The sequence below is a fragment of the Croceicoccus ponticola genome (assembly GCF_004004515.1).
GTDB classification, from domain to species: Bacteria; Pseudomonadota; Alphaproteobacteria; order Sphingomonadales; family Sphingomonadaceae; genus Croceicoccus; species Croceicoccus ponticola.
Map to the genome: position 1 here is coordinate 987,634 of NZ_RXOL01000001.1, position 26,117 is coordinate 1,013,750.

General features: G+C 63.8%; 26 protein-coding genes. 10 read left to right on the forward strand and 16 right to left on the reverse strand.

Going from position 1 to position 26,117, the window contains the following annotated elements; all coding sequences use genetic code 11:
- Positions 1 to 25 precede the first annotated feature (25 nt).
- From sdhA to sdhC, 3 genes are read right to left on the reverse strand one after another with little or no spacing between them, the layout of a single operon-like run.
- Entirely contained in the window at positions 26 to 1,846 is a 1,821-nt protein-coding gene (sdhA, locus tag EKN06_RS04685) for a succinate dehydrogenase flavoprotein subunit (protein ID WP_127611661.1), read from the reverse strand.
- A gap of 1 nt (position 1,847) precedes the next feature.
- Positions 1,848 to 2,225, reverse strand: a complete 378-nt coding sequence (gene sdhD, locus EKN06_RS04690; RefSeq protein ID WP_127611662.1) for a succinate dehydrogenase, hydrophobic membrane anchor protein — start codon at positions 2,223 to 2,225, stop codon at positions 1,848 to 1,850.
- An 11-nt stretch (positions 2,226 to 2,236) separates the two neighbouring features.
- Positions 2,237 to 2,638 carry a succinate dehydrogenase, cytochrome b556 subunit gene (gene sdhC, locus EKN06_RS04695; protein WP_127611996.1) on the reverse strand — a complete coding sequence of 134 codons (402 nt, stop codon included), beginning with the start codon at positions 2,636 to 2,638 and terminating at the stop codon, positions 2,237 to 2,239.
- Positions 2,639 to 2,838: 200 nt separating this feature from the next.
- Between sdhC and bla the strand changes: the two genes are divergently transcribed.
- Genes bla through EKN06_RS04715 form a run of 4 tightly spaced genes read left to right on the forward strand, consistent with a single transcriptional unit; the run spans position 2,839 to position 5,884 of the window.
- Positions 2,839 to 3,819, forward strand: coding sequence for a subclass B3 metallo-beta-lactamase (gene bla, locus EKN06_RS04700; RefSeq protein WP_127611663.1), 981 nt, complete (start codon positions 2,839 to 2,841; stop codon positions 3,817 to 3,819).
- The gene (locus tag EKN06_RS04705; protein WP_127611664.1) at positions 3,816 to 4,721 is read left to right on the forward strand and encodes a 50S ribosomal protein L11 methyltransferase; all 906 of its coding nucleotides are present in this window, start codon (positions 3,816 to 3,818) and stop codon (positions 4,719 to 4,721) included. The genes bla and EKN06_RS04705 overlap by 4 nt, the downstream gene beginning before the upstream one ends.
- The gene (locus tag EKN06_RS04710) at positions 4,718 to 5,458 is read left to right on the forward strand and encodes a TIGR02117 family protein (RefSeq protein ID WP_240654600.1); all 741 of its coding nucleotides are present in this window, start codon (positions 4,718 to 4,720) and stop codon (positions 5,456 to 5,458) included. The genes EKN06_RS04705 and EKN06_RS04710 overlap by 4 nt, the downstream gene beginning before the upstream one ends.
- A 48-nt stretch (positions 5,459 to 5,506) precedes the next feature.
- Positions 5,507 to 5,884, forward strand: a complete 378-nt coding sequence (locus EKN06_RS04715) for a hypothetical protein (protein WP_127611665.1) — start codon at positions 5,507 to 5,509, stop codon at positions 5,882 to 5,884.
- A 31-nt stretch (positions 5,885 to 5,915) separates the two neighbouring features.
- On the opposite strand, the gene EKN06_RS04720 is transcribed toward EKN06_RS04715, so the two are convergent.
- Positions 5,916 to 6,479 (reverse strand): GNAT family N-acetyltransferase, encoded by a 564-nt coding sequence (locus EKN06_RS04720; RefSeq protein ID WP_205693805.1) that lies wholly within the window; start codon positions 6,477 to 6,479, stop codon positions 5,916 to 5,918.
- Positions 6,480 to 6,592: 113 nt separating this feature from the next.
- On the opposite strand from EKN06_RS04720, the gene EKN06_RS04725 reads away from it, so the two are divergent.
- Positions 6,593 to 6,868 carry a DUF4242 domain-containing protein gene (locus tag EKN06_RS04725; protein WP_127611667.1) on the forward strand — a complete coding sequence of 92 codons (276 nt, stop codon included), beginning with the start codon at positions 6,593 to 6,595 and terminating at the stop codon, positions 6,866 to 6,868.
- Positions 6,869 to 6,894: 26 nt separating this feature from the next.
- Here the strand turns inward: EKN06_RS04725 and ligA are convergent, their stop codons facing one another.
- A complete protein-coding gene (gene ligA, locus EKN06_RS04730; RefSeq protein ID WP_127611998.1) occupies positions 6,895 to 8,955 on the reverse strand; it encodes an NAD-dependent DNA ligase LigA in 2,061 nt (686 codons plus the stop codon).
- A gap of 118 nt (positions 8,956 to 9,073) precedes the next feature.
- Here ligA and EKN06_RS04735 point away from each other — a divergent pair, with 118 nt between their 5' ends.
- Positions 9,074 to 9,574 carry a DUF2165 family protein gene (locus EKN06_RS04735; protein WP_127611668.1) on the forward strand — a complete coding sequence of 167 codons (501 nt, stop codon included), beginning with the start codon at positions 9,074 to 9,076 and terminating at the stop codon, positions 9,572 to 9,574.
- A 243-nt stretch (positions 9,575 to 9,817) separates the two neighbouring features.
- Here EKN06_RS04735 and recN read toward each other — a convergent pair whose 3' ends face one another.
- Positions 9,818 to 11,533, reverse strand: coding sequence for a DNA repair protein RecN (recN, locus tag EKN06_RS04740; protein ID WP_127611669.1), 1,716 nt, complete (start codon positions 11,531 to 11,533; stop codon positions 9,818 to 9,820).
- A gap of 213 nt (positions 11,534 to 11,746) precedes the next feature.
- Here recN and EKN06_RS04745 point away from each other — a divergent pair, with 213 nt between their 5' ends.
- Both EKN06_RS04745 and EKN06_RS04750 read left to right on the forward strand, forming a co-directional pair.
- Positions 11,747 to 12,676, forward strand: coding sequence for a UDP-2,3-diacylglucosamine diphosphatase (locus tag EKN06_RS04745; RefSeq protein ID WP_127611999.1), 930 nt, complete (start codon positions 11,747 to 11,749; stop codon positions 12,674 to 12,676).
- Positions 12,673 to 13,749, forward strand: coding sequence for a glycosyltransferase family 4 protein (locus EKN06_RS04750; protein WP_127611670.1), 1,077 nt, complete (start codon positions 12,673 to 12,675; stop codon positions 13,747 to 13,749). The genes EKN06_RS04745 and EKN06_RS04750 overlap by 4 nt, the downstream gene beginning before the upstream one ends.
- Before the next feature lie 22 nt (positions 13,750 to 13,771).
- On the opposite strand, the gene EKN06_RS04755 is transcribed toward EKN06_RS04750, so the two are convergent.
- From EKN06_RS04755 to EKN06_RS04790, 8 genes are all read right to left on the reverse strand, one after another.
- A complete protein-coding gene (locus EKN06_RS04755; protein WP_127611671.1) occupies positions 13,772 to 14,596 on the reverse strand; it encodes a transglutaminase-like cysteine peptidase in 825 nt (274 codons plus the stop codon).
- Between the two features lie 76 nt (positions 14,597 to 14,672).
- A complete protein-coding gene (locus tag EKN06_RS04760) occupies positions 14,673 to 15,512 on the reverse strand; it encodes a class I SAM-dependent methyltransferase (protein WP_127611672.1) in 840 nt (279 codons plus the stop codon).
- A gap of 142 nt (positions 15,513 to 15,654) precedes the next feature.
- Positions 15,655 to 16,863 (reverse strand): cytochrome P450, encoded by a 1,209-nt coding sequence (locus tag EKN06_RS04765; RefSeq protein WP_127611673.1) that lies wholly within the window; start codon positions 16,861 to 16,863, stop codon positions 15,655 to 15,657.
- A 141-nt stretch (positions 16,864 to 17,004) separates the two neighbouring features.
- Positions 17,005 to 17,856 (reverse strand): outer membrane protein assembly factor BamD, encoded by an 852-nt coding sequence (locus EKN06_RS04770; RefSeq protein ID WP_127611674.1) that lies wholly within the window; start codon positions 17,854 to 17,856, stop codon positions 17,005 to 17,007.
- A gap of 237 nt (positions 17,857 to 18,093) precedes the next feature.
- A complete protein-coding gene (locus EKN06_RS04775; protein ID WP_127611675.1) occupies positions 18,094 to 18,456 on the reverse strand; it encodes a hypothetical protein in 363 nt (120 codons plus the stop codon).
- A gap of 67 nt (positions 18,457 to 18,523) precedes the next feature.
- Positions 18,524 to 18,991, reverse strand: coding sequence for a roadblock/LC7 domain-containing protein (locus EKN06_RS04780; protein ID WP_205693806.1), 468 nt, complete (start codon positions 18,989 to 18,991; stop codon positions 18,524 to 18,526).
- Positions 18,988 to 19,554: a GTP-binding protein gene (locus EKN06_RS04785; RefSeq protein WP_127611676.1), complete on the reverse strand. Its 567-nt coding sequence runs from the start codon at positions 19,552 to 19,554 to the stop codon at positions 18,988 to 18,990. Before EKN06_RS04785 ends, EKN06_RS04780 begins: the two co-directional genes overlap by 4 nt.
- A 4-nt stretch (positions 19,555 to 19,558) precedes the next feature.
- Entirely contained in the window at positions 19,559 to 20,779 is a 1,221-nt protein-coding gene (locus EKN06_RS04790) for a hypothetical protein (protein WP_127611677.1), read from the reverse strand.
- A gap of 535 nt (positions 20,780 to 21,314) precedes the next feature.
- Between EKN06_RS04790 and EKN06_RS04795 the strand changes: the two genes are divergently transcribed.
- Positions 21,315 to 23,411 carry a transglycosylase domain-containing protein gene (locus tag EKN06_RS04795; RefSeq protein WP_164843930.1) on the forward strand — a complete coding sequence of 699 codons (2,097 nt, stop codon included), beginning with the start codon at positions 21,315 to 21,317 and terminating at the stop codon, positions 23,409 to 23,411.
- 37 nt (positions 23,412 to 23,448) lie between these two features.
- On the forward strand, positions 23,449 to 23,817 hold the full coding sequence (locus EKN06_RS04800; RefSeq protein WP_127611679.1) for a YbaN family protein: 369 nt from the start codon (positions 23,449 to 23,451) through the stop codon (positions 23,815 to 23,817).
- 4 nt (positions 23,818 to 23,821) lie between these two features.
- On the opposite strand, the gene EKN06_RS04805 is transcribed toward EKN06_RS04800, so the two are convergent.
- Together EKN06_RS04805 and lepA are read right to left on the reverse strand one after the other, a co-directional pair.
- A complete protein-coding gene (locus tag EKN06_RS04805) occupies positions 23,822 to 24,010 on the reverse strand; it encodes a YgaP family membrane protein (protein ID WP_127611680.1) in 189 nt (62 codons plus the stop codon).
- 197 nt (positions 24,011 to 24,207) lie between these two features.
- Positions 24,208 to 26,025 carry a translation elongation factor 4 gene (gene lepA, locus EKN06_RS04810; RefSeq protein WP_127611681.1) on the reverse strand — a complete coding sequence of 606 codons (1,818 nt, stop codon included), beginning with the start codon at positions 26,023 to 26,025 and terminating at the stop codon, positions 24,208 to 24,210.
- Positions 26,026 to 26,117: the final 92 nt, after the last annotated feature.

Consider the following 26,117-nt stretch of genomic DNA (forward strand, 5'->3'; position numbering starts at 1 on the left):
AATAGACGCCCGCCCGCCGTGCGGATCAGTAGACGCGTTTTTTCGGCTGGATGTAATCGATGTCGTCGGTCAGCGTGAATTCGTGCACGGGGCGATAGTCGAGCTTGACCGCGCCGCCCTTGCCGCCCCAGCCGTCGAACCAGCTGGCGGTGTGCTTCATCCATTCGCCGTCGTTGCGATCGGGGAAATCCTCGTGCGCATGGGCGCCGCGGCTTTCCTTGCGGTTGAACGCCGAATGCATCGTGACGGTCGCCTGGCTAATCAGGTTGTCCAGTTCCAGCGTCTCGATCAGGTCGCTGTTCCAGATCAGCGAACGGTCGGACACATGCACGTCTTCCATCCGCTTGTAGGTCGCGGCCAGCTTTTCCTTGCCCTCTGCCATCAGCTCGTCGGTGCGGAACACGGCGGCATGGCCGCTCATCGTGCGCTGCATGTCGGTGCGGATTTCCGCGGTGGGCGAACCGCCCTTGGCGTTGCGGAAATGGTCGAGCCGCGACAGGGCGAAGTCCGCGCTGTCCTTGGGCAGGTTGTCGTGGGCCGTGCCCGGCTTGATCGAATCGCGCAAGTGATGGCCGGTGGCGCGGCCAAAGACGACGAGGTCGATCAACGAGTTGGAGCCAAGGCGGTTCGCGCCGTGCACCGACACGCAAGCCGCTTCGCCGACGGCATAAAGGCCCGGGACGACCGTTTCGGGATCGCCGTCGGCGCCGATGGTCACGACCTGCCCGTGATAGTTACAGGGAATGCCGCCCATGTTGTAATGCACCGTCGGCACGACCGGCAGCGGCTGCTTCGTCAGGTCGACTCCTGCAAAGATCTTGCCGCTTTCGGTGATGCCCGGAAGCCGTTCGGCCAGCACCTTGGGATCGATGTGGTTGAGGTGGAGGAAAATGTGATCCTTTTCCCCGCCCACGCCACGGCCTTCGCGGATTTCCAGCGCCATCGAACGCGACACGACGTCGCGGCTGGCCAGATCCTTGGCCGACGGAGCGTAACGCTCCATGAAGCGTTCGCCTTCGGAGTTGGTGAGGTAGCCGCCCTCGCCGCGCGCGCCCTCTGTGATGAGCACGCCCGCGCCGTAAATGCCGGTCGGGTGGAACTGCACGAATTCCATGTCCTGCAAAGGCAGCCCCGCGCGCAGGACCATGCCGCCGCCGTCGCCGGTGCAGGTGTGGGCCGACGTCGCAGTGTAATAGCAGCGGCCGTAACCGCCGGTTGCCAGCACCACCGAATGGGCGCGGAAACGATGGATCGAACCGTCGTCCATGCAGATGGCGATAACGCCCTTGCACTCGCCGTTCACCATGATCAGATCGATGGCGAAATATTCGATGTAGAAGTCGGCGTCGTACTTCAGCGACTGCTGATACAGCGCGTGCAGCATGGCGTGGCCGGTACGGTCGGCCGCGGCGCAGGTGCGCTGCACCGGCGGGCCTTCGCCCATGTTCTGCATGTGGCCGCCGAACGGGCGCTGATAGATCGTGCCTTCGGGGTTGCGCGAAAACGGCACGCCCGCATGCTCCAGCTCGATCACCGCCTGCGGCGCTTCGCGGACCATGTATTCGATCGCGTCCTGATCGCCCAGCCAGTCAGACCCCTTGACGGTGTCGTACATGTGCCACGTCCAGTGATCGGGCGAATTGTTGCCCAGCGATGCCGCAATGCCGCCCTGCGCCGCGACGGTATGCGAACGCGTCGGGAAAACCTTTGTGATGCAAGCCGTCTTCAGGCCCGCTTCGGCGCTGCCCATCGTGGCGCGCAGGCCCGAACCGCCCGCGCCCACCACCACGGTGTCGTATGTGTGGTCGATGATCTTGTAGGCAGGCTGAGTGCTCTGTTCGGCCATGTCAGGCTCCAAGCGCGATGCGAATGACGGAAACGACGCCGAACACGGCGGCGGCGAAGAAGACGAGGTTCAGCAGCACGATCGCGGCAAAGCGGTTCGCGCCGTGGACGTAATCCTCGATCATGACCTGCATGCCCAATCGCGCGTGCCAGAACGTCGACACGATCAGCAGCACCATCGCGGTGGCGGCGAACGGCGATGCCAGCCAGCCGTGGACCGTGGTGAACGAATAGTTCGGCAGCATGGCCAGGCCGAACACGAACCACAGGACCAGCACGAGATTGCCGATCGCGGTAAAACGCTGGATCAGCCAGTGATGCGCACCTTCGTGCGCGGAGCCAAGTCCGCGGACGCGGCCGATGCGAGTTCCGTTACCCATCGTCTATCCCCTCAGACCAGCAGGATCACGGCCCAGAAGGCCGCCGTCAGTGCGATGCCGGAAAGCATCGTGATCACCGACCATGAATTGTTGCGATCGACCTCGAACCCGGCGCCGGTGTCCAGCACGAGATGGCGCAGGCCACTGGCGAGGTGATTGAAGAAGCACCACGAAATGCCGACCAGCACGACCATGCCATACCAGCTGCCGGCGTGCTCCGCGAATGCGTCGTAGCTGTCCGCCCCGCCCGCGACCGCGCCGATGAACCACAAAAGGACCAGAAGGCCCGCCACCGCGAGACCGTTGCCCGATATGCGGTGGAGGATGGAGACGGTCATCGCCGGGCTCCATTTCCAGATCGAGAGATGCGGAGAAAGTGGCCTGTTGTTCGCCTGCGTCCGATTGTCCGCCATGTCGTGCATGTCCCCGTTGTCCAGCCTTGCGACGGCGCGTGGCGTCTTGCCCTGCGTCGGCACGTGTTGCGGGCGCGAATGGCAGGAGGCGGCGCGCGAGGCAAGAGGGGATTTGTAGCCTTTGTGTCAGGCGCGTGCCATTTCACGACCCGTCGCAGGCCACCTTGCCCCGCCCGGATTGGCGGCGTAATCGCGGTGCGATGACGCAATCCCCCAAAAGCCCGACGCCCCGGCGCACCCTGACCCGCACGACTTTCGCACGAACTGTATGTGCCCCGATATTGGCGTCGGGCGCGCTGATCATGCTTGCCGCATGTGTCCAGACAGGGGGTGCGGACGCCGTCGGTGGCGAACAGGACGTGGTTCCGGCGCTCGCTCCGGCTGCTGCCTATGCGGACGAGTGTGCCGACTGGGACGTATGGGACAAGCCCGGCCCGCCCTTTCGCGTTTTCGGCAACACACATTACGTCGGCACCTGCGGCATTTCGGCGGTGCTGGTCACGGGCGACAAGGGGCATGTCCTGATCGATACCGGGACCGAGGCGGGCGCAGACGCCGTTCTGGCCAATGTCGATCGGCTGGGCTTTGCGCCCGGCGACATCCGCATCCTGTTGATCAGCCACGAACATCACGACCATGTCGGCGGCGCGGCCCAGGTGGCCGAGCGGACGCGGGCGCGCGTGATGGCAGGGGAAGTCGCAGCCAAGGTGCTCACTTCGGGAAATGTCGGCCCCGACGATCCGCATTATGGCATCCACCCCGACATGACCCCGGTCGCAGCGATCGAGACGATTGCGGTGGATCAGCCCGTCACGCTGGGTAATCTCGCGCTGCGCATGGTGCCGACGCCGGGCCACACGAACGGCGCGGTCAGCTGGCAATGGCGTTCGTGCGAGGGCACCGCTTGCCGGACGATCGTCTATGCCGACAGCCTTACGCCGGTCAGCCGCGACGATTACCGCTTTTCCGATCATCCCGACTACGTCGCCGCGTTCCGGCAGAGTATCGCCGCCGTTGCCGCGCTCGACTGCCACATCCTGCTCACCCCGCACCCCAGCGCCAGCGCCATGCGCGAAAGGATCGTCGGAGGCTCGCTCGCCCGTCCCGGTTCGTGCAGGGCCTATGCGGAGCAAGCGACGATCGCGCTCGATTCGCGTTTGGCGAAGGAGGCCGCGCAATGAGCTGGAAAATCGTCGCCCAAGGGTCAAAGAATCTGGTCCAGTCCGCTCTCGTCGCGCACGAAGACGCGTTGGACTGGGATTACGATATCGTCCTTACCGGCAGCGAAATTGCCGAGGACCGGCCCGACGACTGGGTGCTCGAAGCCTATTACCCGCGCCGCCCGACAAAGGCGGACCGGGCCGCGCTGGCCGCGTTGTTCGCCGGTTCGGTCCCCGAGTTGAAGGCCGAAAAGCTGCCCGAAGTCGACTGGGTCACGCTGTCGCAGGAAAACGTGAAGCCAATCCGCGCCGGGCGTTTCCATGTCCACACGCCCGATTATCCGGCGGTCGACGAGGTGGGCGTGAAAGATTTCGTCATTCCGGCAAGTCAGGCGTTCGGCACCGGCCAGCATGAAACGACAGCCGGCTGCCTTGCCATGTTGACCCAGATGAAGGCGGCGGGCGTCGCGGTGCGCAATTATGCCGACATCGGCACCGGCACCGGCTTGCTGGCGTTCGGCGCGCGCGACTTGTGGCCCCGCGCCCATGGATTGGCGAGCGACATCGACGCGGTCTGCGTTTCGGTGGTGGAGGAAAACGCAGCGGCTAACCGCGTGCCGCTGGGCGGCGGGCCGGGCGAATTGCTGATGACCGTGGCGGCGGGGACGGACAATCCTCTGATCGCGGCGCGCGCGCCCTATGATCTTTTGATTGCCAACATTCTTGCCGGACCGCTCGTCGAACTTGCGCCCGATTTCGCGCGGGCGGTGATGCCGGGCGGGCATCTCGTGTTGGCGGGCCTGTTGACGACACAGGAAGAGGCCGTGCGCCGCGCGCATTTCCGCGCCGGTTTCCGCCTCGCCCGGCGGATGACCAACGGCGACTGGTCGATCCTGTGGCTGCGGCGGCGCAACGCCCGGTGATTGCGCGCCGGGCCATCGCGTCGCGCCCGGTCAAGCTGTTGCGCGCCGTGTTTGGCTGGCTGGCGCTGATCGTCGGGCTGTACTTCCTTGCCGGATGGGTCGGATCGTCGATCCCGGCCAACCGCGAGTTTACGGAAAGCGCCGACGGCGTCGAAATCATCGTCGGCACCAACGGCGTCCACACCACGATCGCAATGCCGCTGCGAAATGCGGACATGGACTGGACCCGCATATTCCCGCCGTCCGACACTGCGAACCCTTGGCGGAACTATACCCATGTCGCCATCGGCTGGGGCGAACGCGCGGTTTTCCTGAATACGCCGACTTGGGGCGATCTTTCGCCGCTGACGGTGTTGCGCGTGGTGAGCATGGGCGGCGATGCGCTCTATCACGTCGAACACTGGGTCCGCCCCGCGCCATCGCCCGATTTTCGCACCATCCGCATCAGCCGCGCGCAATATCGCAAGCTGGTCCGCGCGCTGCTGCGCGATTTGCCGGAACGGACGCCGACCCGCGCCGTCTATCCCGGCTACACCGATCAGGATGTGTTCTATGACGCGCGCGGCACTTATACGACGTACAAGACCTGCAACGAATGGACGGGACAAACGCTGCGCATGGCGGGGATCAGGACCGGCGCATGGACGCCCTTTGCGGGCAGTGTCATGAAATGGGTGCCCCCATTCGACCCGGCCTATGTGCCCGATGGCGCGCCCGATCGCGTTCCGGGAAAATAAGGTATTGGTTCAACACGCGTTCACTCCGGCGGGCGCAATTGACCTTTCATGCGAAAGATCATCCTCCCGCTCGCCCTTCTCGCCGTCTGCACCCCTGCCATGGCGCAGGGGCCCCAACGCGAGGACCGGCGTGACGCTTCCGCCGAATATGCAAACCGGGAACGGTGCATCCTGCCGCAGGCCATCGCGCCCAGCTTCAACAACAATGCCGCATCGATGGAACAGATGCGCATCGCGGCGGTAACAGTGCGTCGGGCCTCCAATCGTCATGGCGACACGATGAGCCGCGTTTGCGGCAGCGAACACGACCCGCGCGCGCTGGACGGCGAAATGACCATGGGCGCACCTGAGGACGTACCGCAGGACGACGAAACCGACATGGCGGACGAGCGGGAGCCACAGGACTATCGCGATTATCGCGACTGATCGGGCACGCACCTGACGCGCCAGCCCGATCTTATAGTGCCAGGCGCACGAGGTGCTGGCGTTCGCTGAATTCGCCCACAATCTCGAACCCGTTGTCGGTAAACAGCTTGAGCGGCCCGTGATAGTTGCGCGCGGCGCTGTCGGCTTGCTTGGCCGGCTTCGCCTCCGCCCATGACAGGCCCTCGGCGCGAAAAGCCGCCAGCGCGACATCGAGCAGCGCGCGCGCAACCCCCTTCCCCCGCGCGGCCGGCGCGACGAGAAAGCAGGTTATCATGCCCACCGCATCGCCCGCCTCTCCCGGCATGTCCGCGTCGCGAAACGCACAATAGCTGTCCTTGCGCCCGGCATTGAGCCAGCCGACCGTGCTGCCATCGCTTATCGCCAGCCAGCCACGCATCGTGCCATCCGCGATTAGCCCGCACGATACAGCGCGGTTGCGCGTGGCGGGTTCCTGATCCCATTCGCCCTCGCTGTCGTCGAAATGATAACAGCGACAATAGCACCCGGCCCAATCCGGATTGTCGGCAAAGCCTTCGCCATCGAACAGTTCGAAAAAACGGTCCGCGCGTTCAGGTGTCAGCGCGACGATTTCCATCGGCAATATCCAAACTCCCCAAGTGTTGCCGGAACCTGCCCGACTATTCGTTTGCACGATACGCCACCGGGGCGCATCATCAACCCGGTCGCGACGGATTGTGAGACGACGAAATGCTCCACCGATATGTTATCGAACGCGATATACCGGGCGTCGGAAAACTGACCGAGCCTGAACTGTGCGGCGCGGCCAAAACGTCGAACGAAGCGCTGGCGAAAATCCCCGGCATCCAGTGGGAACATTCGTATGTCGCCGGCGACAAGACGTTCTGCATCTATCTCGCCGAAAGCGAAGACGCGATCCGCGAACACGCCAAGCTGTCGGGCTTTCCCGCCACGAAGATCACCCCCATCACCGGCATCATCGACCCAACGACCGAACACGCGTGACGTTCGGGGGTTGAGCGGGAGGGCGGCTACCCCGCCGCCTTGACGATTTCGGCCCACGCGGCTTCGTCGATCACCTCGATGCCGAATTCGGCCGCTTTCTTGAGTTTGGACCCCGCGCCCGGACCCGCGACGACAAGGTCGGTCTTGGCCGAAACCGTGCCCGCCGCCTTGGCGCCCAGCCGTTCGGCCTGTGCCTTGGCTTCGTCGCGGCTCATCGTTTCGAGCTTGCCGGTAAAGACCACGGTCTTGCCCGCGACCGCACTGTCCTTCGTTTCGACCACATAGGGCGGCGGCGTGATTTCGGACAACAGGTCGTCCCACACCGCCTTGTTGTGCTCTTCGTGAAAGAAATCGCCCAGCGCTTCGACCACCACGGGACCGACGCCGTCGATGCTGGTCAGTTCGGCGACCGCCTCGCTCGCTGATTCGCCCGCTTCGTTGTGGGCGCGTGCGGCTACTTCGCGCAGCGCGGGCAGCGTCGTGAAATGCTTTAGCAGGTCGCGCGCCGTCACCGCGCCGACATGCCGGATGCCAAGCCCGAACAGCAACCGCGCCGCATCGGGCGACCGCTTGGCTTCGATCGCGGCGAGCAGGTTGTCGACCGACTTCTCCTTCCATCCTTCCAGCTTCAGGATGTCGCTGCGCCGCTTGCGCAGGCGAAAGATGTCGGCAGGACTTTCCAGCCAGCCCGCGGCGAAGAATTCGTCGATGGTCTTTTCGCCCAGCCCTTCGATGTCGAGCGCGCCGCGCGATACGAAATGCTTCAGCCGCTCGGTCCGCTGTGCCGGGCAGATCAGGCCGCCGGTGCAGCGCACGTCGACTTCGCTTTCTTCGGCCACCGCCTCGCTGTCGCAGATCGGGCAGCGGTCGGGAAAGCGGTAATCGGGCCGGTCCAAATCGCGGGTCAGGTTTTCGACGACCTGCGGGATCACATCGCCCGCGCGCTGGATCACCACGCGATCGCCGATCCGCACACCCAGCCGCGCAATTTCGTCGCGATTGTGGAGCGTTACGTTGGACACGACGACGCCGCCCACGCTCACCGGCTTCAACCGGCCCACTGGGGTCAGCTTGCCGGTCCGGCCGACCTGTATGTCGATGGCTTCCAGCGTCGTTTCGGCCCGTTCGGCGGGAAACTTGTGCGCCATGGCCCAGCGTGGCGCCTTGGCGACGAAGCCCAGTCGTTGCTGCCAGTCCAGTCGGTCCACCTTGTAGACGACGCCATCGATGTCATAGGGCATGTCCGCCCGCAGTTCGCCGATGTGGCGATAATGCGCCAGCATCTCGTCCACCGACTTGCAGCGGATCAGCGCCGACGAGACCGGCACGCCCCAATTGGCGATGGCCTGCATCACCATTAGCTGCGTGCGGCCCGGAACCGCGCTGGCCGCGCCCCAGCCGTGGGCATAGAACCGCAAGGGCCGCCTTGCCGTGACGCTGGCGTCCTTTTGCCGCAGCGATCCCGCCGCCGCGTTGCGCGGATTGGCGAAAATCTTGCCGCCCTCGGCCTCCTGCGCTGCGTTAAGCGCAAGGAAGTCGGCCTTGGCCATGAACACTTCGCCGCGGATCTCGAAAATCTCGGGCACCTCTCCGCGCAATTCCTGCGGAATGTCGGCGATGTGGGCGACATTGGCGGTGACATCCTCGCCCACCTGCCCGTCGCCGCGCGTCGCTGCGCGGACCAGCTTGCCACCCTCGTACCGAAGCGAACACGACAACCCGTCGATCTTGTCCTCTGCGGTAAAGGCGACCACCTCGTCTTCGGGCAGGGACAGGAAACGCCGGACGCGGGCTGCGAAATCGCCGACTTCCTCATCCGAAAACGCGTTGTCGAGGCTGAGCATCGGGACTTCGTGCCGCACCTTGGACAGCGGTGAAGCCGCCACTTCGTGACCCACGACGCGCGAAGGACTGTTTTCGCGGATCAGGTGCGGATAGGCCGCCTCCAGCGCGGCGTTGCGCCGGACCAGCGCGTCATAGGCCGCATCGGTGATCTCTGGCGAATCTTCGGCATGATACAGACGGTTGTGATGCGCGATCTTCTTCGCCAGCCGCATCAATTCGTTCGCCACGTCCGCTTCGGACATGGTCGCCGGATCTTGCGGGGTCGCCCCTGTCGCTGCCGCTTCGGTCACGCTTTTTCCCTGTTATGTCGTTCCATGCTATCTAACCGCCGGGGCGCGGAAATACAGGGGGACCGGACGGATGACCGACAGGTTTCTGAAAGCGATGGCCAGCGCCGTCGTCGGATTGATGGCGCTGCTTTACGTCGCGCACAATATCGCCAACATCGGTCCGGCCTACGATTTCTTTGCCTACACGACCAGCCACGTCGATCAGAAAGCCTATCCGGTGACGCTGCTGCCGGTGCCACCGGGTTTTGTGCTGGTGATCGGCATGGTCGCCGTCTTCGCGTTGGAGGCGGCAGCTGGCGCACTCGGCCTTTATGGCGGCTGGAATATCTGGCGCCACCGCAATGCCGATCCGGCCACGTTCCTTGCCGCCAAGAAATGGGCGAAAATCGGCATGGGCTGCGCGGTCCTGAACTGGTGGGGCCTGTTCCAAGGCGTCGCCGTCGCGGGATATCAACTGTGGCAGATGCCGCTGGGCCAGGGGCCGTTCGACGGATCGTGGATCTTTGGCGCGATGGCGATGATGACGCTGATCTACCTGTCGATGCCAGAAGAACGCATCGTCGCCGACTGACCATTCGAGCCCGGCGGGAAACTGTATTCGGGCGGGGAAAACAGGCGTATATTCGCCCCGTTCGCGACTCCGCGAGCAGCGGAGGGCCGCGAGGTTGAAATCCGGGAGGGCACGATGCGCCTGCCCCATGCACCCGACTACAATTTGCGATGGCTCGTCCTGATTGCCGGGACCGCAGTCCTGCTGTTCTCGTTCGTATTGACAGGGCTGTTCGGCGAACCGTAGCGGCCGCAGGCAAGGGGGTCAGACCCCTTCGAGCAGCCGTTCTGCTTGCGCTCGCGCTTCGGGCGTGATTTCCGCGCCCGACAGCATGCGGGCGATTTCTTCCTGCCGACCGTTCGCGTCCAGCAGGCCGACAGAGGTGCGGGTGACCGTGCCCTGGCTGGATTTCGCGATCATGTAATGCACGTTTCCGCGCGCCGCGACTTGCGGCGAATGGGTCACGGCCAGCAATTGCCCACCGCCGCTGTTGCCGCCGCCATTGTTATCAGCGTTCCCTGTCGCCAGCCGCGCCAGCCGTTCGCCAATAGCGCTGGCCACCGCGCCGCCGACGCCGCGGTCGATTTCATCGAAAATGATGACCGCCGCCCCGCCCTCTTCGGCCAGCGCGACTTTCAGCGCGAGGATAAACCGCGACAGTTCGCCGCCGCTTGCAATCTTGGTCAATGGCGCGAAGGGCGCGCCCGGATTGGTCGAAATCAGGAATTCGACCGCGTCCATGCCGTGCGGCCCCCACTTGTCCTCGCCCGTGCGCGTGATCAGGGTCTTGAACCTCGCGGCATCCAGCTTCAGCGGCGCGAGCTCCGCCGCGACTGCCTTGTCCAGCCGCTTGGCCGCTTCGACCCGCTGCGCCGACAGCGTTTCGGCCAGTGCGCGATAATGAGAACCGGTTTCGAACGCTGCCGCCTGCAGCGTCTTGATCCTCGCCTCTCCGCCCTCGATCGCGTCCAGCGTCGCGCGCAATTGCTGCATTTTCGCGGGCAGTTCGTCGACAGTGCAGCCATGCTTGCGCGCTTCGGCCCGCAAATCGAACAGGCGAGTTTCGACAGCGTCCAGCCGCGCCGGTTCGAAGCTCAAAGCCTCCAGTGCGCGGCCAACGGCGTCCTCCGCCTCTCCGCCCTCGATCAAACAGCGGTCCAGCGCGCCCAGCGCTTCGGCCAATGACGCGTGTTCGCCCGCAATCCGATCCAGCCGCCGCGCCGCCGCGCGCAATTGCGCCAGCGCGCTGTCGGACCCTGCGAACAGATGCTGCAACGTCGACAGATCTTCCGACAGACGCTCGCCCTTCTGCATATCGGCGCGCTGTCCGGCGAGTTCTTCCTCTTCGCCTTCTTCGGGGGCCAGCCGTTCCAGTTCGGCAAGATGCGCCGCCGCCAGGTCCTGTTCCGCCGCTGCCGTATCCGCCGTCGCGCGCGCTTCGGCCAGCGCCTGTTCCGCTGCCTGCCACTTGCGCCATGCGACGCCCACCGCCGCTTCGTCAGCGCCGCCATCGCCCGCGCCCGCATACCGCGTGAGCAAGGCACGATGCCCGCGCGCATTGACCAGCCCACGATCGTCATGCTGTCCGTGCAGTTCGACAAGGAACGGCGCCAGCGCCCGCAATGTCGCGACACCCACCGGCTGCCCGTTGACGAACGCCTTGGAACCGCCGTCCGCTTTTAGCTGACGACGCAGGACCAGCGCCTCTCCCGCCTCGATCTCCACGCCTGCATCGTCCAGCACTTCGGCCAGCCCGTCGGGCATTGTCGCGAATTCGAAAGTCGCGGTCGCGCTCGCCTTTTCCGCACCGCTGCGCACCAATCCCGAATCCGCGCGATTGCCCAGCACCAGACCCAATGCGTCGAGCAGGATCGATTTGCCCGCGCCGGTTTCGCCCGTCAGCACGCCCAGCCCCTTGGCAAAGGACAAGTCCAGCGCTTCGATCAGCACGATATCGCGGATGGCCAGGTTGGTCAGCATGTTCGCTCTATGTCCTATCCCTCCGCGTCACGCCAGTCAGCCCCGCGCAGCGATTTCGCCCACAGGTCTGCACAGGTCATGCCGGGCTTTTCCACAGAGTTGCACACCGGGCTGTAACCGCCCCGTCATACGGACGCCGAACCGCAACACCGGCGTGCCAAAACCATCGCAAGCGAAGCGACGATGGGGGCAAGCGGAATGAAAGTCGATCCCATGCAAAACGATGCGTTCATCCGGCAGGCGCGCGGCGCGGCGGCGTTTTCCCTGCCCGGCAAGGTGCCCGAATGGCTTGACCTGCCCGATACCAACACCGGCCCGCGCGGGTTCGTGCCAAAGCGGCGATATCGCACCGTGTTCATTTCCGACGTCCATCTCGGCACACGGGGCTGCAATGCCGAAATGCTGCTCGATTTCCTGCACTCGGTCGAATGCGAAACGCTCTATCTCGTCGGTGATATCGTCGATGGCTGGCGGCTGAAAAAAGGCTGGTACTGGCCCGACGCGCATAGCGAGGTCGTGCGCCGGATCATGAAGCTGGCCCACCGGGGCACGCGAGTCATCCTTGTCGCCGGCAACCATGACGAAATGCTGCGCAGTTACGCAGGGATGCATTTCGGAGGAATCGAACTGGCGTTCGAGGCAATCCACGTCACCGCCGACGGCCGCCGGCTGCTGGTCACGCACGGTGACGCGTTCGACAGCGTGGTGCTCTATCACCGCTGGCTCGCGTTTCTGGGTGACAAGGCATACGATCTGCTTCTGCGCGCCAATGTGTGGTTCAACATCGCGCGCAAATCGCTGAAGCTGCCGTACTGGTCACTGTCCGCGTACCTGAAGCACCGGGTCAAGAACGTCGTCCAGTTCGTCTGCGACTTCGAAGAAGCGGTTGCCCACGCGGCGCGCGAACGCGGAGTCGATGGGGTGGTGTGCGGGCACATCCACTGCGCCGAAATCCGCCGCATCGGTTCCATCGAATACATGAACGACGGCGACTGGGTCGAAAGCTGCACCGCGCTGGTCGAAGATGCGCAAGGGCAGTTCGCGATCCTCGACTGGGCCGAGGAAACGCGCCGCCGCGCCGCCAAGACCCCGTTTGAACCCGCGCAATCTTCCGAAATCGAACCCCGAAAGGAACCGGCATGACCGCATTTCCGCGCCGGATCGCCATCGTCACCGACGCATGGAAACCGCAAGTGAACGGCGTCGTGCGCACGTTAGAGGAGACCATCACCCGGCTGATCGCGCGCGGGCATGTGGTCGAAACCGTGACGCCCGATCAGTTCACCAGCGTGCCGATGCCGTTCTATCGCGAAATCCGCCTCGCGCTTGTTCCTGCGCGCACGGTCGCGCGCAAGCTGGCCGCCTTTGCGCCCGATATCGTGCATATCGCCACCGAAGGGCCGATCGGCTGGGCCGCGCGCAACTGGTGCCTGAAGCACGCGGTTCCGTTCACCAGCGCGTTCCACACGCGGTTTCCCGATTATGTCGCGGTGCGCACCGGATTGTCGGCGGAACGGTTCTGGCCGCTGATGCAGCGTTTCCACGCTCCGGGTCGCGCCGTTCTGGCGGCCACGCCCAGCCTGCGCCGCGAACTGGTCGGGCGCGGGATCGGGCCGGTCGTGCCATGGTCGCGCGGGATCGACGCGGGCCTGTTTCATCCCAATGTCGATGCCGATCCGCTGATCGCAGACCTGCCCGGTCCGGTCATGCTATACGTCGGGCGTGTCGCACCCGAAAAAGGGCTGGACGAATTCTTGCGGATCGACCGTCCGGGCAACAAGGTGATCGTCGGCGACGGCCCCGCCTTGGCCGCGCTGAAGGCCCGCTATCCGAAAGCGCATTTCGTCGGCCGCCTGACCGGGCGAGCACTGGCCAGCGCCTATGCCGCGGCAGACTGTTTCGTCTTTCCCAGTCGCAGCGACACCTTCGGCCTCGTCATGGTCGAAGCATTGGCCTGCGGCGTGCCCGTCGCCGGATTTCCGGTGCAGGGCCCGATCGACATCGTCGGCCCGGTAGGGCGCGGCGGCATGAACGAATTGCTGCACCCCATCGGCGCGGTGGACGAAAACCTTGGCCATGCCATCGACCGCGCGCTCATGTGCAGGCGCGAGGATTGCGCGCGATATGGCGCGGAATTCAGCTGGGACGCGGCGACCGATCAGTTCGTGGCGGCGCTGGCGAGTGCATTGGAAACCGGCACGTCGATCGCGGCCTAGCGCGGTCGGTCGACCAGCGCGTTCAATTGCCGGGTTTGGGCAATCCGGCGCGCGCCATGCTGGCCGCGCCGGTTCCGCCCTTGTAACCGTAAGTCCACGCCCACTGGCCCGAAAAGCTTTGCAGCGGTACGTAATCCATCACCCGTTCAGCCGCTTGCAATTGATCGATCCGGTTGTCGAGCACCCACAACCGGTTCTCCCACCGCACGGCGGCAACGGCATGGTCGGTCTGTCGCCCGGTATCGCGCACGACCAGCAGGAACAGGCGATCCATTTCGACCCCCGCCTTTGCCAGCAGGGCGAGCTTGGCAATGGCCAGATCCTCGCAGTCGCCGGATCGTTTCGCCAGCGTTTCCGCCGCCGGAGCCCAGCGGTCGCCGCCGCTGTCATCGACATAGCGAATTTCCGTGTTCACCCGTTCGTTTACGATGGCCAGCGGGTTCGCGCCGGGTCGCGCCGCGCTCCACACGAACGATGCAACGCCCGGGTCCCCATCGGCAAGGTCGAGCAGATGGCCGCCACCCCACCGCGCCGCCATCGGCCCGTCGCCGACCGGCAGGGCATAGAATCCGAAGATGTCGAGGTTGCGCGGTCGCACCGGCTCCGGCTCGCACGGCGGCAGAGGTTGGGCAGGCTCGGCCACTTCGGCGTCGGGAATGACAAAGGCAAATCCGGTGCCGGGCAGGATAAAGGTTTCGCCAACAGGTTCGGACGCTCGCGCAACCTCGGGCTGCAGAGGCGCGCATATCCCAGAAGGCGCAGGTTCGGCCGGCCCGAACCCCATTTGCGCGGGCACCATCGCTGATGCGGCGATCTGGAGCACGGACAGGAACGCGGTCAGCGACATGGACCTCAGGCTATCAGCGATGCCCCGTCAACGCGCCTGCCCCTGCGACTTGTCCACAAGTCGCAGGCACGCGCGTTCAGCCCGGTTTGCGAAAACGCAGCACGAACTGGTCGGTGCGGCCCTTGATCGCGGAGTCGAAAACATTGCTCAGCCGGTCGTCAGCCGGATTTTTGAGGACCGGGCTTTCGCCGTCATAAATGAAACCTGCGCTTTCCACTTCGCGGCGCACGAGATCGGCATCGATCCGATGGGTGGTGTCCGTCGCAGCCTTGCCCGAACCGTCGGGGGCCGCATGGTCGAGCACGACATAAACCCCGCCCGGCTTCAGCAGGTCCAGCACCATGGCGTTGTAAGCCTTGCCGTCGTATCCTGCGATATTGTGGAAATCGTGGTAGTTGCGCGATGTCCACACGACGTCGTAGCGTTCCGCCATATCGTCCGGCACTGGCCCGGCCAGCGGATAATGCGCGACCAATACCGTGGGATTGCCCATCGCCACGCGCAATTCTTCGGCGCGTTGCAAAGGCACCCATTTCTTGGCCATCAGTTCGTCGGGCACGTAAAGCGTGACGTTGCCGCCATCGCCGGTCGCCGCCGCGAAGAGCCGCGTGAAATAGCCGCCGCCCGGCAACATTTCGAGCACTGCCATGCCGGGGTGAACTTGGGCAAAAGCGAGCATGGCGACGGGCATGCGTACGGCGTCGTCCGCCCTGTCAGCTGCGCTGCGCGATGGGTCTGCCACGATGGCGCCGTAATCCGCACCTTCGGCGCGGGCGACTTTTGCCATCTGGGTCGAGTCGGTCGGTCCCGCGCCGCAACCAGTCAAAGCCATCATCGACGCGGTCGTCGCCATCAGCGCCAGGGATTTCAACGGTGCATGGAACAGCTGCGCACAATTGCACTGGAAGTGCTTCATCAAATCCCTCGTTTCGTCAGCCGATCGATCTTTGCGAAACGCCCGCCCCCAAATTCCAAGCGTCCTGACGAACCTTTGCACCGTGCAGCCCCGTTGGCAACCGCCTGCGCCGTTCAATCCCAACCCGGACCGCCTACACCGCTCAATCCCAAAGCAGGTGCAGTTCGGTCAGCGCCCCGACATTGCCGCCGCGCATCCGTGCAGGCTTGGCCGGGTCCATCCGGAATTCGGGCATCGCGCCAAGCCATTCCTCGATAAAGACGATCGCCTCCATCCGCGCCAGCCCCGCGCCGACGCAGCGGTGTACGCCGTTACCCATCGTGGTGTGCCGGATCGGCGGCATCTTGCGGTCGAAATCGACCTGTTCGGGATTGTCGAAGCACTGCGGATCAAGGTTGTGCAGCACGCTCGGCACATAAATGAGGTCGCCCGCGCGCATCGTGATCCCGTCCATTTCCACATCGGTGACGAGATTGCGGGTGACCGACACGGTGGGATAGCGGCGCATCAGTTCGTCCGCCGCCTGCGGAATCAGGTCGACATTGGCGCGCAACAGCGCCTGATCTTCGGCATTGCGAGCAAGGTGCGCAGCGATGTTGCCGAACATCGCGACCACGGTGTCGAGCCCGCCGAACAACAGATTGCGGCACATCCGCTGCGCTTCGGAAAATGTCCACGCGCGTCCATCGATCGGAACCGACAGGATGCGGCTGAACAGGTCTTCGCCCGGGTCGGCCAGCCGCTGTTCGACATAAGGGCGCAGGTAATCGTCCGCCGCATCGCGCAATTGTTCGACCGTCATGCTGCCATCGGGCCGGGTCAGCTGCTTGCCCAGCGGGCGCAGCTTCGCGCGGTCCTCTACCGGCACGTCGATCAGCGTCAGGAACACATGGATCGGGACGATCTCGGCAAAGCTTTCCATGAATTCGCAGGCACCCTGCGGCTTCAGCCCGTCGATCAAGTCCCGGGTCACGTCGCGCACCATCGGGGTCAGCGCCATGACGTGGTTGTTGCCGAAACCGCGCATGACGGCGGTGCGGAACGGCTTGTGCTCGGGCGGGTCCTGTTGCAGCGGGATGAATGCCATCACTTCGCCCAGCCCCGGCGTCACGGCCAGCGCCTCGCTCGAAAAACGGGCGCTGTCGCCCCAGATTTCGCGAATCAGCGCGCCGGTCGTCGGTATCCAGTGACCGCCGTTGGCATCGGTCCACGCCAATGCGGGAACACCCGGCGCCTGCAGGGTCTGCCACGCGGCGAAATAATCTTCTTCGACGCCCGGAGGCGCAAAGATGTCGAAATCGATGACGCGATCGGACGGAACATGTGCTGCGCGCGTGGCGGTGGTGGCCAAAAAGCCTTCTCCCGTAAATTTTTACAGGACGAAGCCTAGCCACGCGACGATGCGGACACACCTGATCAATTGGCCAATACGGCGGGCTCGAATCCGGGTCATGCCGGTGACAAGCCAGGACAACGAAGTCCCGGCAGGGCATCAGCCCATCGTCGTGGGCTTCGTGCCGCCCAGATTGACGCCCATCGCTCCGGGCGCCTTCTTTTCCATCAGCTCATAGGCCTTTTCATACCACTCGCTGCCCGGATAGTTCGCACCCAGCACGGCGGCAGCCTTCTTCGCTTCTTCGGGAATGCCGAGCGCGAGATAGGTTTCGGTCAGGCGGAACAGCGCCTCGGCGGTGTGGCTGGTGGTCTGATAATCGTCGACGACCTTGCGGAACCGCATCGTCGCGGCCAGCCACTTGCCGGTTTTTTCATAGAACCGCCCGACGGTCATTTCCTTGCCCGCGAGGTGGTCGTTGACAAGGTCGAGCTTCAGCTTCGCGTCGGCGGCATAAGCGCTTTCGGGATAGCGACGCACGACATCGGTCAATGCGGTGCGAGCGAGCGCGGTCGTCTGCTGATCGCGTTCGACGTCGCTGACCTGTTCGTAATAAGACAGCGCGATCAGATAGCTGGCGTAAGGCGCGTCCTTGTTGCCGGGGTGGATGGACAGGAAACGCTGCGCGGCGCCGATGGCCTGCCCGTAATCGCGGGCGGCGTAATAGGAAAACGCGCTCATCAACTGGGCGCGGCGGGCCCACGGCGAATAAGGGTGCTGACGCTCAACTTCGTCGAACAAGGCGGCGGCCTGCTTCACCTGCCCGTTGTCCAGCCGTTCCTTCGCGGCGAAATACAGCGATTCCACGTCGCGCGCGACATAGGCTGTATCTTTCACCTTGCTGCCGCCCGCGCATCCGGCGGTCAGCGCCATCGCGCCCGCGGCAATGGCGAACGAGACGATACGGGCGGGCGTGCGAAGCGGGCGAGCCGAACGGTTATGGGCAGTCATGCGCCGCCTATAGCCTCGGCCCAAGTGAACGCCAAGTGAAGCTTTGTCCGCAATCCACCGTCAGCAGGATTCTTTTGCACCTGACCACCCCCACGCCGCTGTCGGCAATGGCGGTTCGTGCCTTACGTGAAACGGGGTGGTCCGCATGATGCGAACCACCCCGCTGTCCGGGTGATACCGTGGCGGCCCGGTCAAATGCGACCGCCACTATATGCGCGAATGAACGCTAAGCGCGGATCAGAGCGCCAGCACGCTTTCGCTCTGCGCCGTCTTGATGCGGGCAAGCGCGAGGTTCGATTTGCTCTTGTCGAGCACGAGATAGATGAACACGGCGGGGCGCTGCGCCATCGGGCGGATGATGTGGTACTGCGACGACAGGGTGATCAGGATGTCGTCGATGGTGTCCTTGGTCAGGCCCAGCGCCTTCATCGTCTTCAGCTTGGCGCGGACGACTTCAGTGTTGCCGGCGCCAGCGACGTCGAGATCGATCCCGCTGCCTTCCTTCCCAAGAACCATGCCGGAATCGGAGTCCACGATCGCAGCGGCCTTCGCGCCGTCGATGGTCATCAGTTCGCTCAGAGTTTCATTGATGCTTGCCATTGTATTTTCCTTTCGATCAGCCGTTGAAACAAAATGTCGGTCACTTTCCCGCCAACTCCAGGGATTCTTAAGCTGCTTCGCTGCTGATCAGGGTCCGCATGTTCGTCGCGACCAGGCGTGCGACGGACAGGGCCTTGCCCACCGTTTCGGCCGCGTCGAAATGCGCCGCGAGCACCATCGAATTATCGGGCACGCGCATTTGGATCACGTAACCTGTCGTCGCCGCGATGATGATGTATTCGGTCGCGCCGATCCGCAGATCCTTGGCCACCGCATCGCCCAGCGCTTGCATCGAACTTGCCATCGAAGCGACCCGGCCGTTCTGCCGCACATCGTCGGCCAGGCTCGCCACCTCGAAACCGTCGTCGGTCAGTATCGTGGCATGGTGCAGCGACCGGCACAGGTCGGCAAAGCCGCTCAGCACCTCGTTCGCGCAGGCGATGACGTGCGGGTCCTTGTGGGGGCTCAACGGTTGCGGGCTGGACGCCTGCTGACCGGAAAATTGCACATGGGGCAGATTGGCGAGGTCGTTCATGCCGCGCGCTCCTCGCTTGCGGCGATCATCGCCGTCATTTCGATATTGGCGATCAGGCTCATCAGGCAGGTGCGCATCTGATCGGAATTGCGGGCATCGGCGGTGAACACGGGGATCATGCGGCCCGGCATCAATTCGCGAACGCGTTCGGCGTACTTGTCGATGCGCGGAATCGGCGCGACATCGGTGCGGGTGACGCACACGACGATGCCGCCCTTTTCGTGCAGTTCGCCGAATTCCTCGAGGAATTCGTCCAGGTCCTTGATCGGGTCCGCCGCATCGTTGTTGACCAAGAGGACAAGCCCGACGGCGCGTTCGTTCAAAATGGTCCACATGAAATCGAAGCGCCGCTGACCGGGCAAGCCATAAAGGCGCACCTTGTCCTCGTCCCCCACCGTGATCTCACCATAGTCGAGCGCGACGGTTGTCGTATCCTTGTCTGCGGTTTCGCGATCGGTGTTGATCGCCTCGGTCCGGATCGTCTCGATCTCGGAAAGGCTTTCGATGGCCGTGGTCTTGCCCGCGCCCATGGGCCCTGCAAAAAGAATGACGTGTTCGGTCATGGTCTCAGAGCCCCAGTTTCGAGCGAAGTTTGGAAAACAGCCCGCCCGACGCCCGTTCCGGCGGCGGAGCGAACACGACGGGTGCAGCCGTCCGGTCGGTCTGGATTTCCAGCAGACCCATGAGCGAATAGGCGTTGAGCGTGCGGGTCGCGGCCTCTGGCGTGATACCGGCGGCGGCCGAAAGTTCCGCCGCGTTGAGGAAGCAGTTACCGATCGCCGCGGCGGCGCGCATGTCGGCGACCGCGTGGTTCAGCTCGGTGAAATTGGGCCAGCGGCGCAGGCGATAACGATCTTCCGGCTTCATCCACGGCGCGCCCATCCCGTGAAACGCCTGACTGCCGATGAACCAGAACAGCTTGTCCAGCGATTCACCCGGCAGATTGACGATGGGCGGACGGAACGCTTCGACCAGCGTCGAACGGATCGCGATGCGGCTGCCGTTGGCCGACACGTGTTCGAGCGGGATGCGCGAGTTATAGGCGCGGAACCGGAAATCGATGCGGATCATATCCAGATTCTCGATCCGGATTTCCGCCACCGCGGGCGCGGAATTCTGCACGATGGAATAAAGCGCCACCGCGATCTGGTCCCATGCGGCGCAAAATTCGCCATGCGCATCGTGCCCGGCATGGGTTGCAGGGTTATGCGCAGGTTGGGGGGAATGGCTCGCCTGCGAACCGGGAAAGGGCTGAAATGCCGGCTGCGGCGCCGGGGTCGCCATGGCGCTGGGCTGCGACGACAAGTGTTCTTCATGGCTGGCATAGGCATAGGGATCCGCCTTCAACGCCGCCGAACCGTTCGTCATATGCGATGCCTGCGCGCCGAAATACGACCGCGCATCGTAATGGTCGTTGGCGGGGACGGTTTCCATGTCCTCCATCTTCACGCGCAGGCTGGGCCCGGCCTGGGCTGGCACCTGCCGCTTGCCCAGCTGTTCCTGCGCCTGCGACAGGATGTCGATGAGGTCTGGCGCATTGACTGGGGCGGTGATCGCCAGCCCGCCGGTCGGCGCGCCGTTATAACGCACGAGGCGGATCAGCACCTGATAGGGATCGGCGGTGAATTCCACGTCCGAGGGCACGATCAGCGCGTCGCAGGAATCGGAATGGAGCACCAGCCAGGGGCAACCGGCGGCTTCGGCCTCCGTCTCGATGAACATCGCGATTTTCGCGCATTCGATCGGGGAAAGGCCGACGAGACCGAGACTATGCCGTGCTTTGGTCATCGATACCATTGCCATGCAACTCCGACAGGCCGCATCCGCATCAAGATGATCCGCATGCATTGCCTGAAATCCGGGGTAGCCAGCGCCGGGCTAAGCATCGGTTAAACCGGATGCTGAATATTACCCTAAAGCGCCGTTATTCGCACTCAATTGGCGTGCATTTCGCCATCTTTACAGGTTTATGAATAGTTTTCATGTACCGGGCATTATCTTCGTAAGTAATAATTATCCAGTTTTATCAAGAAAGCCGTTTTGCCCTCATGATGGTATCAATCCATTGGTTTAGTGCGATTTTATCCTTTCTGCCAAAAACTTCATGACAGGATCGCGATGGCCGAAAAGCGCCGCACCCAAGGCATTCCTTGCGCAATAATTAGCCATGATCGGCGCGTGCTTGACGCAGTCAGACCATCGTGCCCGAGCATTTCAAAAATTTGCAGCGCCGGCTTTATTTTATCCATCGCCAGCACCGGTCGCGGGGGCCGTTCCGGGATTTCGTGCGTTGTGGCGACAAACCATCTATCGCGGCGGCAGGATGACGACTCAGGATCTGACCAACACCACCCCGCCGGTGCGCAAACGCCTGTTCGGAAAAGCGGGTGAGCGGACCCGATTGGGCGGTGCATTGACCACCGGGGCCGGCGTCGTTCGCGCGTGGCCATGGTGGTTCAAGGTTCTGCTCGCGGGATTGATCGTTCTGGTCGCTTGGGAAACATGGGCCGCTCCGCCGTGGAAGCTGGGCGGACCGCCACCGTCGCAGGGTATCGATTTCTTGGGTGCGGACGGATCGCTGATCGCCCATCGCGGGCCGAAGACGGCAACACCGGTCGATGCCGAACAGTTGCCCGATCACGTGCGCCAGGCTTTCCTCGCGATCGAGGATCGGCGCTTCTACGAACATGGCGGCGTCGATTTTCGCGGCCTAGCCCGTGCGACCGTGGCCAATTTCCAGGCCGGCGGCGTGGTCGAGGGCGGCTCGACGATCACCCAGCAATACGTGAAGAACGCCTTCCTCACGCAAGATCGCACGTTCGTCCGCAAGGGCAAGGAACTGCTGCTGGCCGACTGGGCCGAATTGTGGATGAGCAAGAACGAGATCCTCTCGCGCTATCTTGAGCTCTGCTATTTCGGCGAAGGGCAATATGGCCTGACCGCCGCGGCGCATTACTATTTCGATCGCACGCCCGCCGAACTGACGCTGGGACAGGCAGCGATGCTGGCCGGCATGGTAAAGGCGCCGTCCAACCTTTCGCCCACCGTCGATTACGAAGCATCGACCGAACGCATGCGCGTCGTGCTGGGCGCGATGACTTATGCCGGGTTCATCACCGACGAAGAGGCCAAGGACGTCGACGATCCCAAGGTGACGCTGGGCGCGGAGGAAGAAGAAGGCCCGACCGGAAGCTGGTTCGTCGACTGGCTGATGCAGGACATGGACGACGATTTCACCGGCACCGTGCAAACCACTCTCGAACCCGACGCGCAGGCGCGCGCCGAACGCGTCGTGCGCAATGCCCGGCTGGGCGGCGCGGAAGTCGCGCTGATCGCACTGCGCCCCGATGGCGCGATCGCGGCGATGGTCGGCGGCAGGGAATGGACGCCGAAGGCTTTCAACCGCGCCATGACCGCCAAGCGCCAACCGGGATCGACGTTCAAGCTGTTCGATTACTTTGCCGCGATCCGCAGCGGGATGACGCCCACGACCATGGTCGGCGACAGCCCGATAGAGATCGGCGAATGGAAACCGACCAACGCGTACAAGGGCTTTTACGGCCCGATGCCGCTGTCGCGCGCCTTTGCCATCAGTTCCAACACGGTCGCGATCCGGCTTGCCCAGATGGTCGGCCCGGATGAGGTAATCGACGCCGCCCGCGATCTGGGCGTCGCGTCCGAAATCCCCGAAACCCCCAGCATGGCGCTGGGCACCGCGAACCTGACGTTGCAGGAACTGGCCGGGGCCTATGCCGCCTTTGCCAGTGGGAAATACCCGGTGAAGCCCTATGGCATCGCGGACGCGGGCGAAGCGCCTTGGCGCAGTCTGGATGCGCGCCGCGAATGGGCGCCGATGCTGCAATTGCTGTTCGCCGCCGCCAACAACGGCACGGGCCGCGCCGCGGTGATCGACGGGCAACCCACATTCGGCAAGACCGGCACCTCGCAAGAAGGGCGCGACGGCCTGTTCGTCGGTTTCGCGGGCAATATGGTCACCGCAGTATGGGTCGGGCGTGACGACAATGGGCCGATCCCCGGCAACCACGGGGGCGGCAACCCGGCGCAGATCTGGCGTCAGTTCATGAGCGGGGTGAAGCTTGAGCCGCTGACGCTTCCGATCAATGCCAAGACCGTCAAGCGCCCGACGGTCAGGCGCACCGCGGCCCCCGGCGAAGCCGACATGACGACCATCGAAATCGGTAATATTCCGTTCGACGAAATGCTGATCGACTTGCCCGAAGGCATTCCCCAACTGCCGCTGGACGAACAGACCGGTGAAGCGGTGAATGCGCCGACCGCGCCACCCGGCGCGGCCGGAGCGGGCACAATGCCCGCAATCGACGTGCCGCCAGTGCCCGTTCCGGGCGCGCCCGACAATCGTGGTCAGGCCAATCCGCAACCTGCGGCCAACGCGCAATAACCGTGACCCCTGCCCCCGGCTGCGTCGCGGCGCCGATATGCTGAGGCACTTCTACCTTGCAGGCGGGTTATCGTCGCTGGCGCTTGGCGGGGTGGGCGTTGTCCTGCCGTTGTTACCGACGGTGCCCTTCGTTATCCTCGCCGCGTTCTGCTTTGCGCGGTCCAGCCCCCGGCTGGAGGCATATCTCCTCGATCACGCGCAGTTCGGCCCGCATATCCGGGCATGGCGCGAACATGGCGCGATCAGCCGCCGGGGCAAAGGCGCGGCGCTGGCCGCCTTTGCCGTTAGCAGCGCGGCAGCGGTGATCTTCGCGCCGATGCCCGCACCCCTGATAACGCTTGCCGCCGCGCTGATCGGCGGAACGTGGATCTGGACGCGGCCGGAAAGTCCGGGTCCTGAAGTTTAGGCGATTATGCCTGCTTGCAGGTGTCGATGCCGACAAGCTTGTAAAACGGGCAGAACCCGAAAAGCCCGGTCAACAAGGGTACGACCCCAACCCAGCCCCATGCGGTCTGCGGCCCCACGAAGACCAGTGCGATGAGCACCAGCCCGACGACGACGCGCAAACTGCGGTCCAGTTTTCCTTCGTTGCAAACCATGACGAACGGCCTTTCCTGTCACGATGCGACCGCCCGCAGGATAGCACCGGGCACCCATCCGCCGAAATGATCGGGATCAAATTGCCATATCGCAGCGCATGGCCACCACCGGCGCGATTTTATGCCCTACAGACCCCGCGCATCCCGCAAGCCCGCTCGCCCCTAAATGCCCGAGCGACCGGTTTTTCGGCTTGGCGTCACTCTTCTCCCATGCGCAGCGCGGCGATGAATGCTTCCTGCGGGATCGAGACGTTGCCGTACTCGCGCATTTTCGCCTTGCCCTTCTTCTGCTTGTCCAGAAGCTTCTTCTTGCGCGAAATGTCGCCGCCATAACATTTGGCGGTCACGTCCTTGCGCATCGCGTTGATCGTTTCGCGGGCGACGACCTTGCCGCCGATCGCGGCCTGGATCGGGATCTTGAACAAGTGGCGCGGGATCAGGTCCTTAAGCCGTTCGCACATGCCCCGGCCGCGTTCTTCGGCGACGGCGCGGTGGACGATCATCGAAAGGGCGTCGACCGGCTCGTTGTTGACGAGGATGCTCATCTTCACAAGATCGCCTTCGCGCAGGCCGATCTGTTCGTAATCGAAGCTGGCGTAACCGCGGCTGATCGATTTCAGCCGGTCGTAGAAATCGAACACCACTTCGTTCAACGGCAGCTCGTACGTCACTTGCGCGCGGCCACCGACATAAGTCAGGTCCTTTTGAATGCCGCGCCGGTCCTGACACAATTTGAGGATCGAGCCGAGATATTCATCGGGGGTGTAGATCGTCGCCTTGATCCACGGTTCCTCGATCGTCTCGATCCGGCTGGGATCGGGATAATCGGCCGGGTTGTGCAACATGATCTGTTGCTCGCCATCGGTTCGCGATGCGCGCAACTGAATGCGATAGACGACCGACGGAGCCGTGGTGATCAGGTCGAGATCGTATTCGCGGGTCAGCCGTTCCTGAATAATTTCAAGGTGCAGCAGGCCGAGGAAACCGCAGCGAAAGCCAAAGCCCAGCGCGGCGCTGGTTTCCATCTCGAACGAAAAGCTGGCGTCGTTAAGCCGCAGCTTGCCGATCGATTCGCGCAGCTTTTCGAAATCGGCGGCGTCCACCGGGAACAGCCCGCAGAACACGACCGGCTGGACTTCCTTGTACCCCGGCAGCGGATTTTCGGAACCGCCGCGCACCGTGGTGATGGTGTCGCCGACCTTGGCCTGTTCGACTTCCTTGATCTGGGCGGTGATGAACCCGATTTCGCCGGGGCCCAATTCGGGCAGTTCGACGCGCTTGGGCGTGAAACAGCCGACCCGGTCGATCAGGTGCTGCGTGCCGCCCTGCATGAAACGGACGTTAAGCCCCTTGTTAATGACCCCGTCGATCACGCGGACGAGGATGACGACGCCGAGGTAAGGGTCGTACCACGAATCGACCAGCATCGCCCGCAACGGCGCATCGCGGTCGCCGCCCGGCGGGGGGATCTTCTTGACGATCTGTTCAAGGATATCCTCGATCCCGATGCCCGATTTGGCCGATGCCAGCACGGCTTCGGACGCGTCGATGCCGATGATGTCCTCGATTTCCTTCTTCACCTTCTCCGGCTCCGCGGCGGGAAGGTCGATCTTGTTGATCACGGGCACGATTTCATGGTCGTGTTCGATGGACTGATAGACGTTGGCGAGCGTCTGCGCCTCCACCCCTTGCGCCGCGTCGACCACCAGCAGCGCGCCTTCGCAAGCGGCAAGGCTGCGGCTGACTTCGTACGCGAAGTCGACGTGGCCGGGGGTGTCCATGAGGTTCAGTTCGTACGTCTGACCGTCATGCGCGGTATAGTTCAGGCGCACGGTCTGCGCCTTGATCGTGATGCCGCGCTCTTTCTCGATATCCATGTTATCAAGGACTTGCGCGCTCATTTCCCGCGCGGTCAGCCCCCCGGTGAACTGGATCAGCCGGTCGGCAAGCGTCGACTTGCCGTGGTCGATATGGGCGATGATGGAAAAATTACGGATATTGGCGAGTTCGGTCATAACCCGCGCCATTAGCGACTGCGGAAAAATATGTCAGCAAGGTTCTGACAATGGTCTCCGAACACCGCTTTTCGCACCGTTCCCCCAGCCGA

Excerpts from the sequence above, each read along its gene's own strand:
- sdhD (WP_127611662.1), bottom strand. The coding sequence starts at position 2,225 with ATGGGTAACGGAACTCGCATCGGCCGCGTCCGCGGACTTGGCTCCGCG.
- EKN06_RS04755 (WP_127611671.1), bottom strand. The coding sequence starts at position 14,596 with ATGTCGCTGACCGCGTTCCTGTCCGTGCTCCAGATCGCCGCATCAGCG.
- lepA (WP_127611681.1), bottom strand. The coding sequence starts at position 26,025 with ATGACCGAACTCGCCAATATCCGTAATTTTTCCATCATCGCCCATATC.
- sdhA (WP_127611661.1), bottom strand. The coding sequence starts at position 1,846 with ATGGCCGAACAGAGCACTCAGCCTGCCTACAAGATCATCGACCACACA.
- EKN06_RS04795 (WP_164843930.1), top strand. The coding sequence starts at position 21,315 with ATGACGACTCAGGATCTGACCAACACCACCCCGCCGGTGCGCAAACGC.
- EKN06_RS04745 (WP_127611999.1), top strand. The coding sequence starts at position 11,747 with ATGCAAAACGATGCGTTCATCCGGCAGGCGCGCGGCGCGGCGGCGTTT.
- sdhC (WP_127611996.1), bottom strand. The coding sequence starts at position 2,638 with ATGGCGGACAATCGGACGCAGGCGAACAACAGGCCACTTTCTCCGCAT.
- recN (WP_127611669.1), bottom strand. The coding sequence starts at position 11,533 with ATGCTGACCAACCTGGCCATCCGCGATATCGTGCTGATCGAAGCGCTG.
- EKN06_RS04775 (WP_127611675.1), bottom strand. The coding sequence starts at position 18,456 with ATGGCAAGCATCAATGAAACTCTGAGCGAACTGATGACCATCGACGGC.
- EKN06_RS04735 (WP_127611668.1), top strand. The coding sequence starts at position 9,074 with ATGACCGACAGGTTTCTGAAAGCGATGGCCAGCGCCGTCGTCGGATTG.
- EKN06_RS04790 (WP_127611677.1), bottom strand. The coding sequence starts at position 20,779 with ATGACCAAAGCACGGCATAGTCTCGGTCTCGTCGGCCTTTCCCCGATC.
- EKN06_RS04800 (WP_127611679.1), top strand. The coding sequence starts at position 23,449 with ATGCTGAGGCACTTCTACCTTGCAGGCGGGTTATCGTCGCTGGCGCTT.
- ligA (WP_127611998.1), bottom strand. The coding sequence starts at position 8,955 with ATGTCCGAAGCGGACGTGGCGAACGAATTGATGCGGCTGGCGAAGAAG.
- EKN06_RS04715 (WP_127611665.1), top strand. The coding sequence starts at position 5,507 with ATGCGAAAGATCATCCTCCCGCTCGCCCTTCTCGCCGTCTGCACCCCT.
- EKN06_RS04785 (WP_127611676.1), bottom strand. The coding sequence starts at position 19,554 with ATGACCGAACACGTCATTCTTTTTGCAGGGCCCATGGGCGCGGGCAAG.
- EKN06_RS04760 (WP_127611672.1), bottom strand. The coding sequence starts at position 15,512 with ATGAAGCACTTCCAGTGCAATTGTGCGCAGCTGTTCCATGCACCGTTG.
- EKN06_RS04770 (WP_127611674.1), bottom strand. The coding sequence starts at position 17,856 with ATGACTGCCCATAACCGTTCGGCTCGCCCGCTTCGCACGCCCGCCCGT.
- EKN06_RS04805 (WP_127611680.1), bottom strand. The coding sequence starts at position 24,010 with ATGGTTTGCAACGAAGGAAAACTGGACCGCAGTTTGCGCGTCGTCGTC.
- bla (WP_127611663.1), top strand. The coding sequence starts at position 2,839 with ATGACGCAATCCCCCAAAAGCCCGACGCCCCGGCGCACCCTGACCCGC.
- EKN06_RS04780 (WP_205693806.1), bottom strand. The coding sequence starts at position 18,991 with ATGAACGACCTCGCCAATCTGCCCCATGTGCAATTTTCCGGTCAGCAG.
- EKN06_RS04720 (WP_205693805.1), bottom strand. The coding sequence starts at position 6,479 with ATGGAAATCGTCGCGCTGACACCTGAACGCGCGGACCGTTTTTTCGAA.
- EKN06_RS04750 (WP_127611670.1), top strand. The coding sequence starts at position 12,673 with ATGACCGCATTTCCGCGCCGGATCGCCATCGTCACCGACGCATGGAAA.
- EKN06_RS04725 (WP_127611667.1), top strand. The coding sequence starts at position 6,593 with ATGCTCCACCGATATGTTATCGAACGCGATATACCGGGCGTCGGAAAA.
- EKN06_RS04705 (WP_127611664.1), top strand. The coding sequence starts at position 3,816 with ATGAGCTGGAAAATCGTCGCCCAAGGGTCAAAGAATCTGGTCCAGTCC.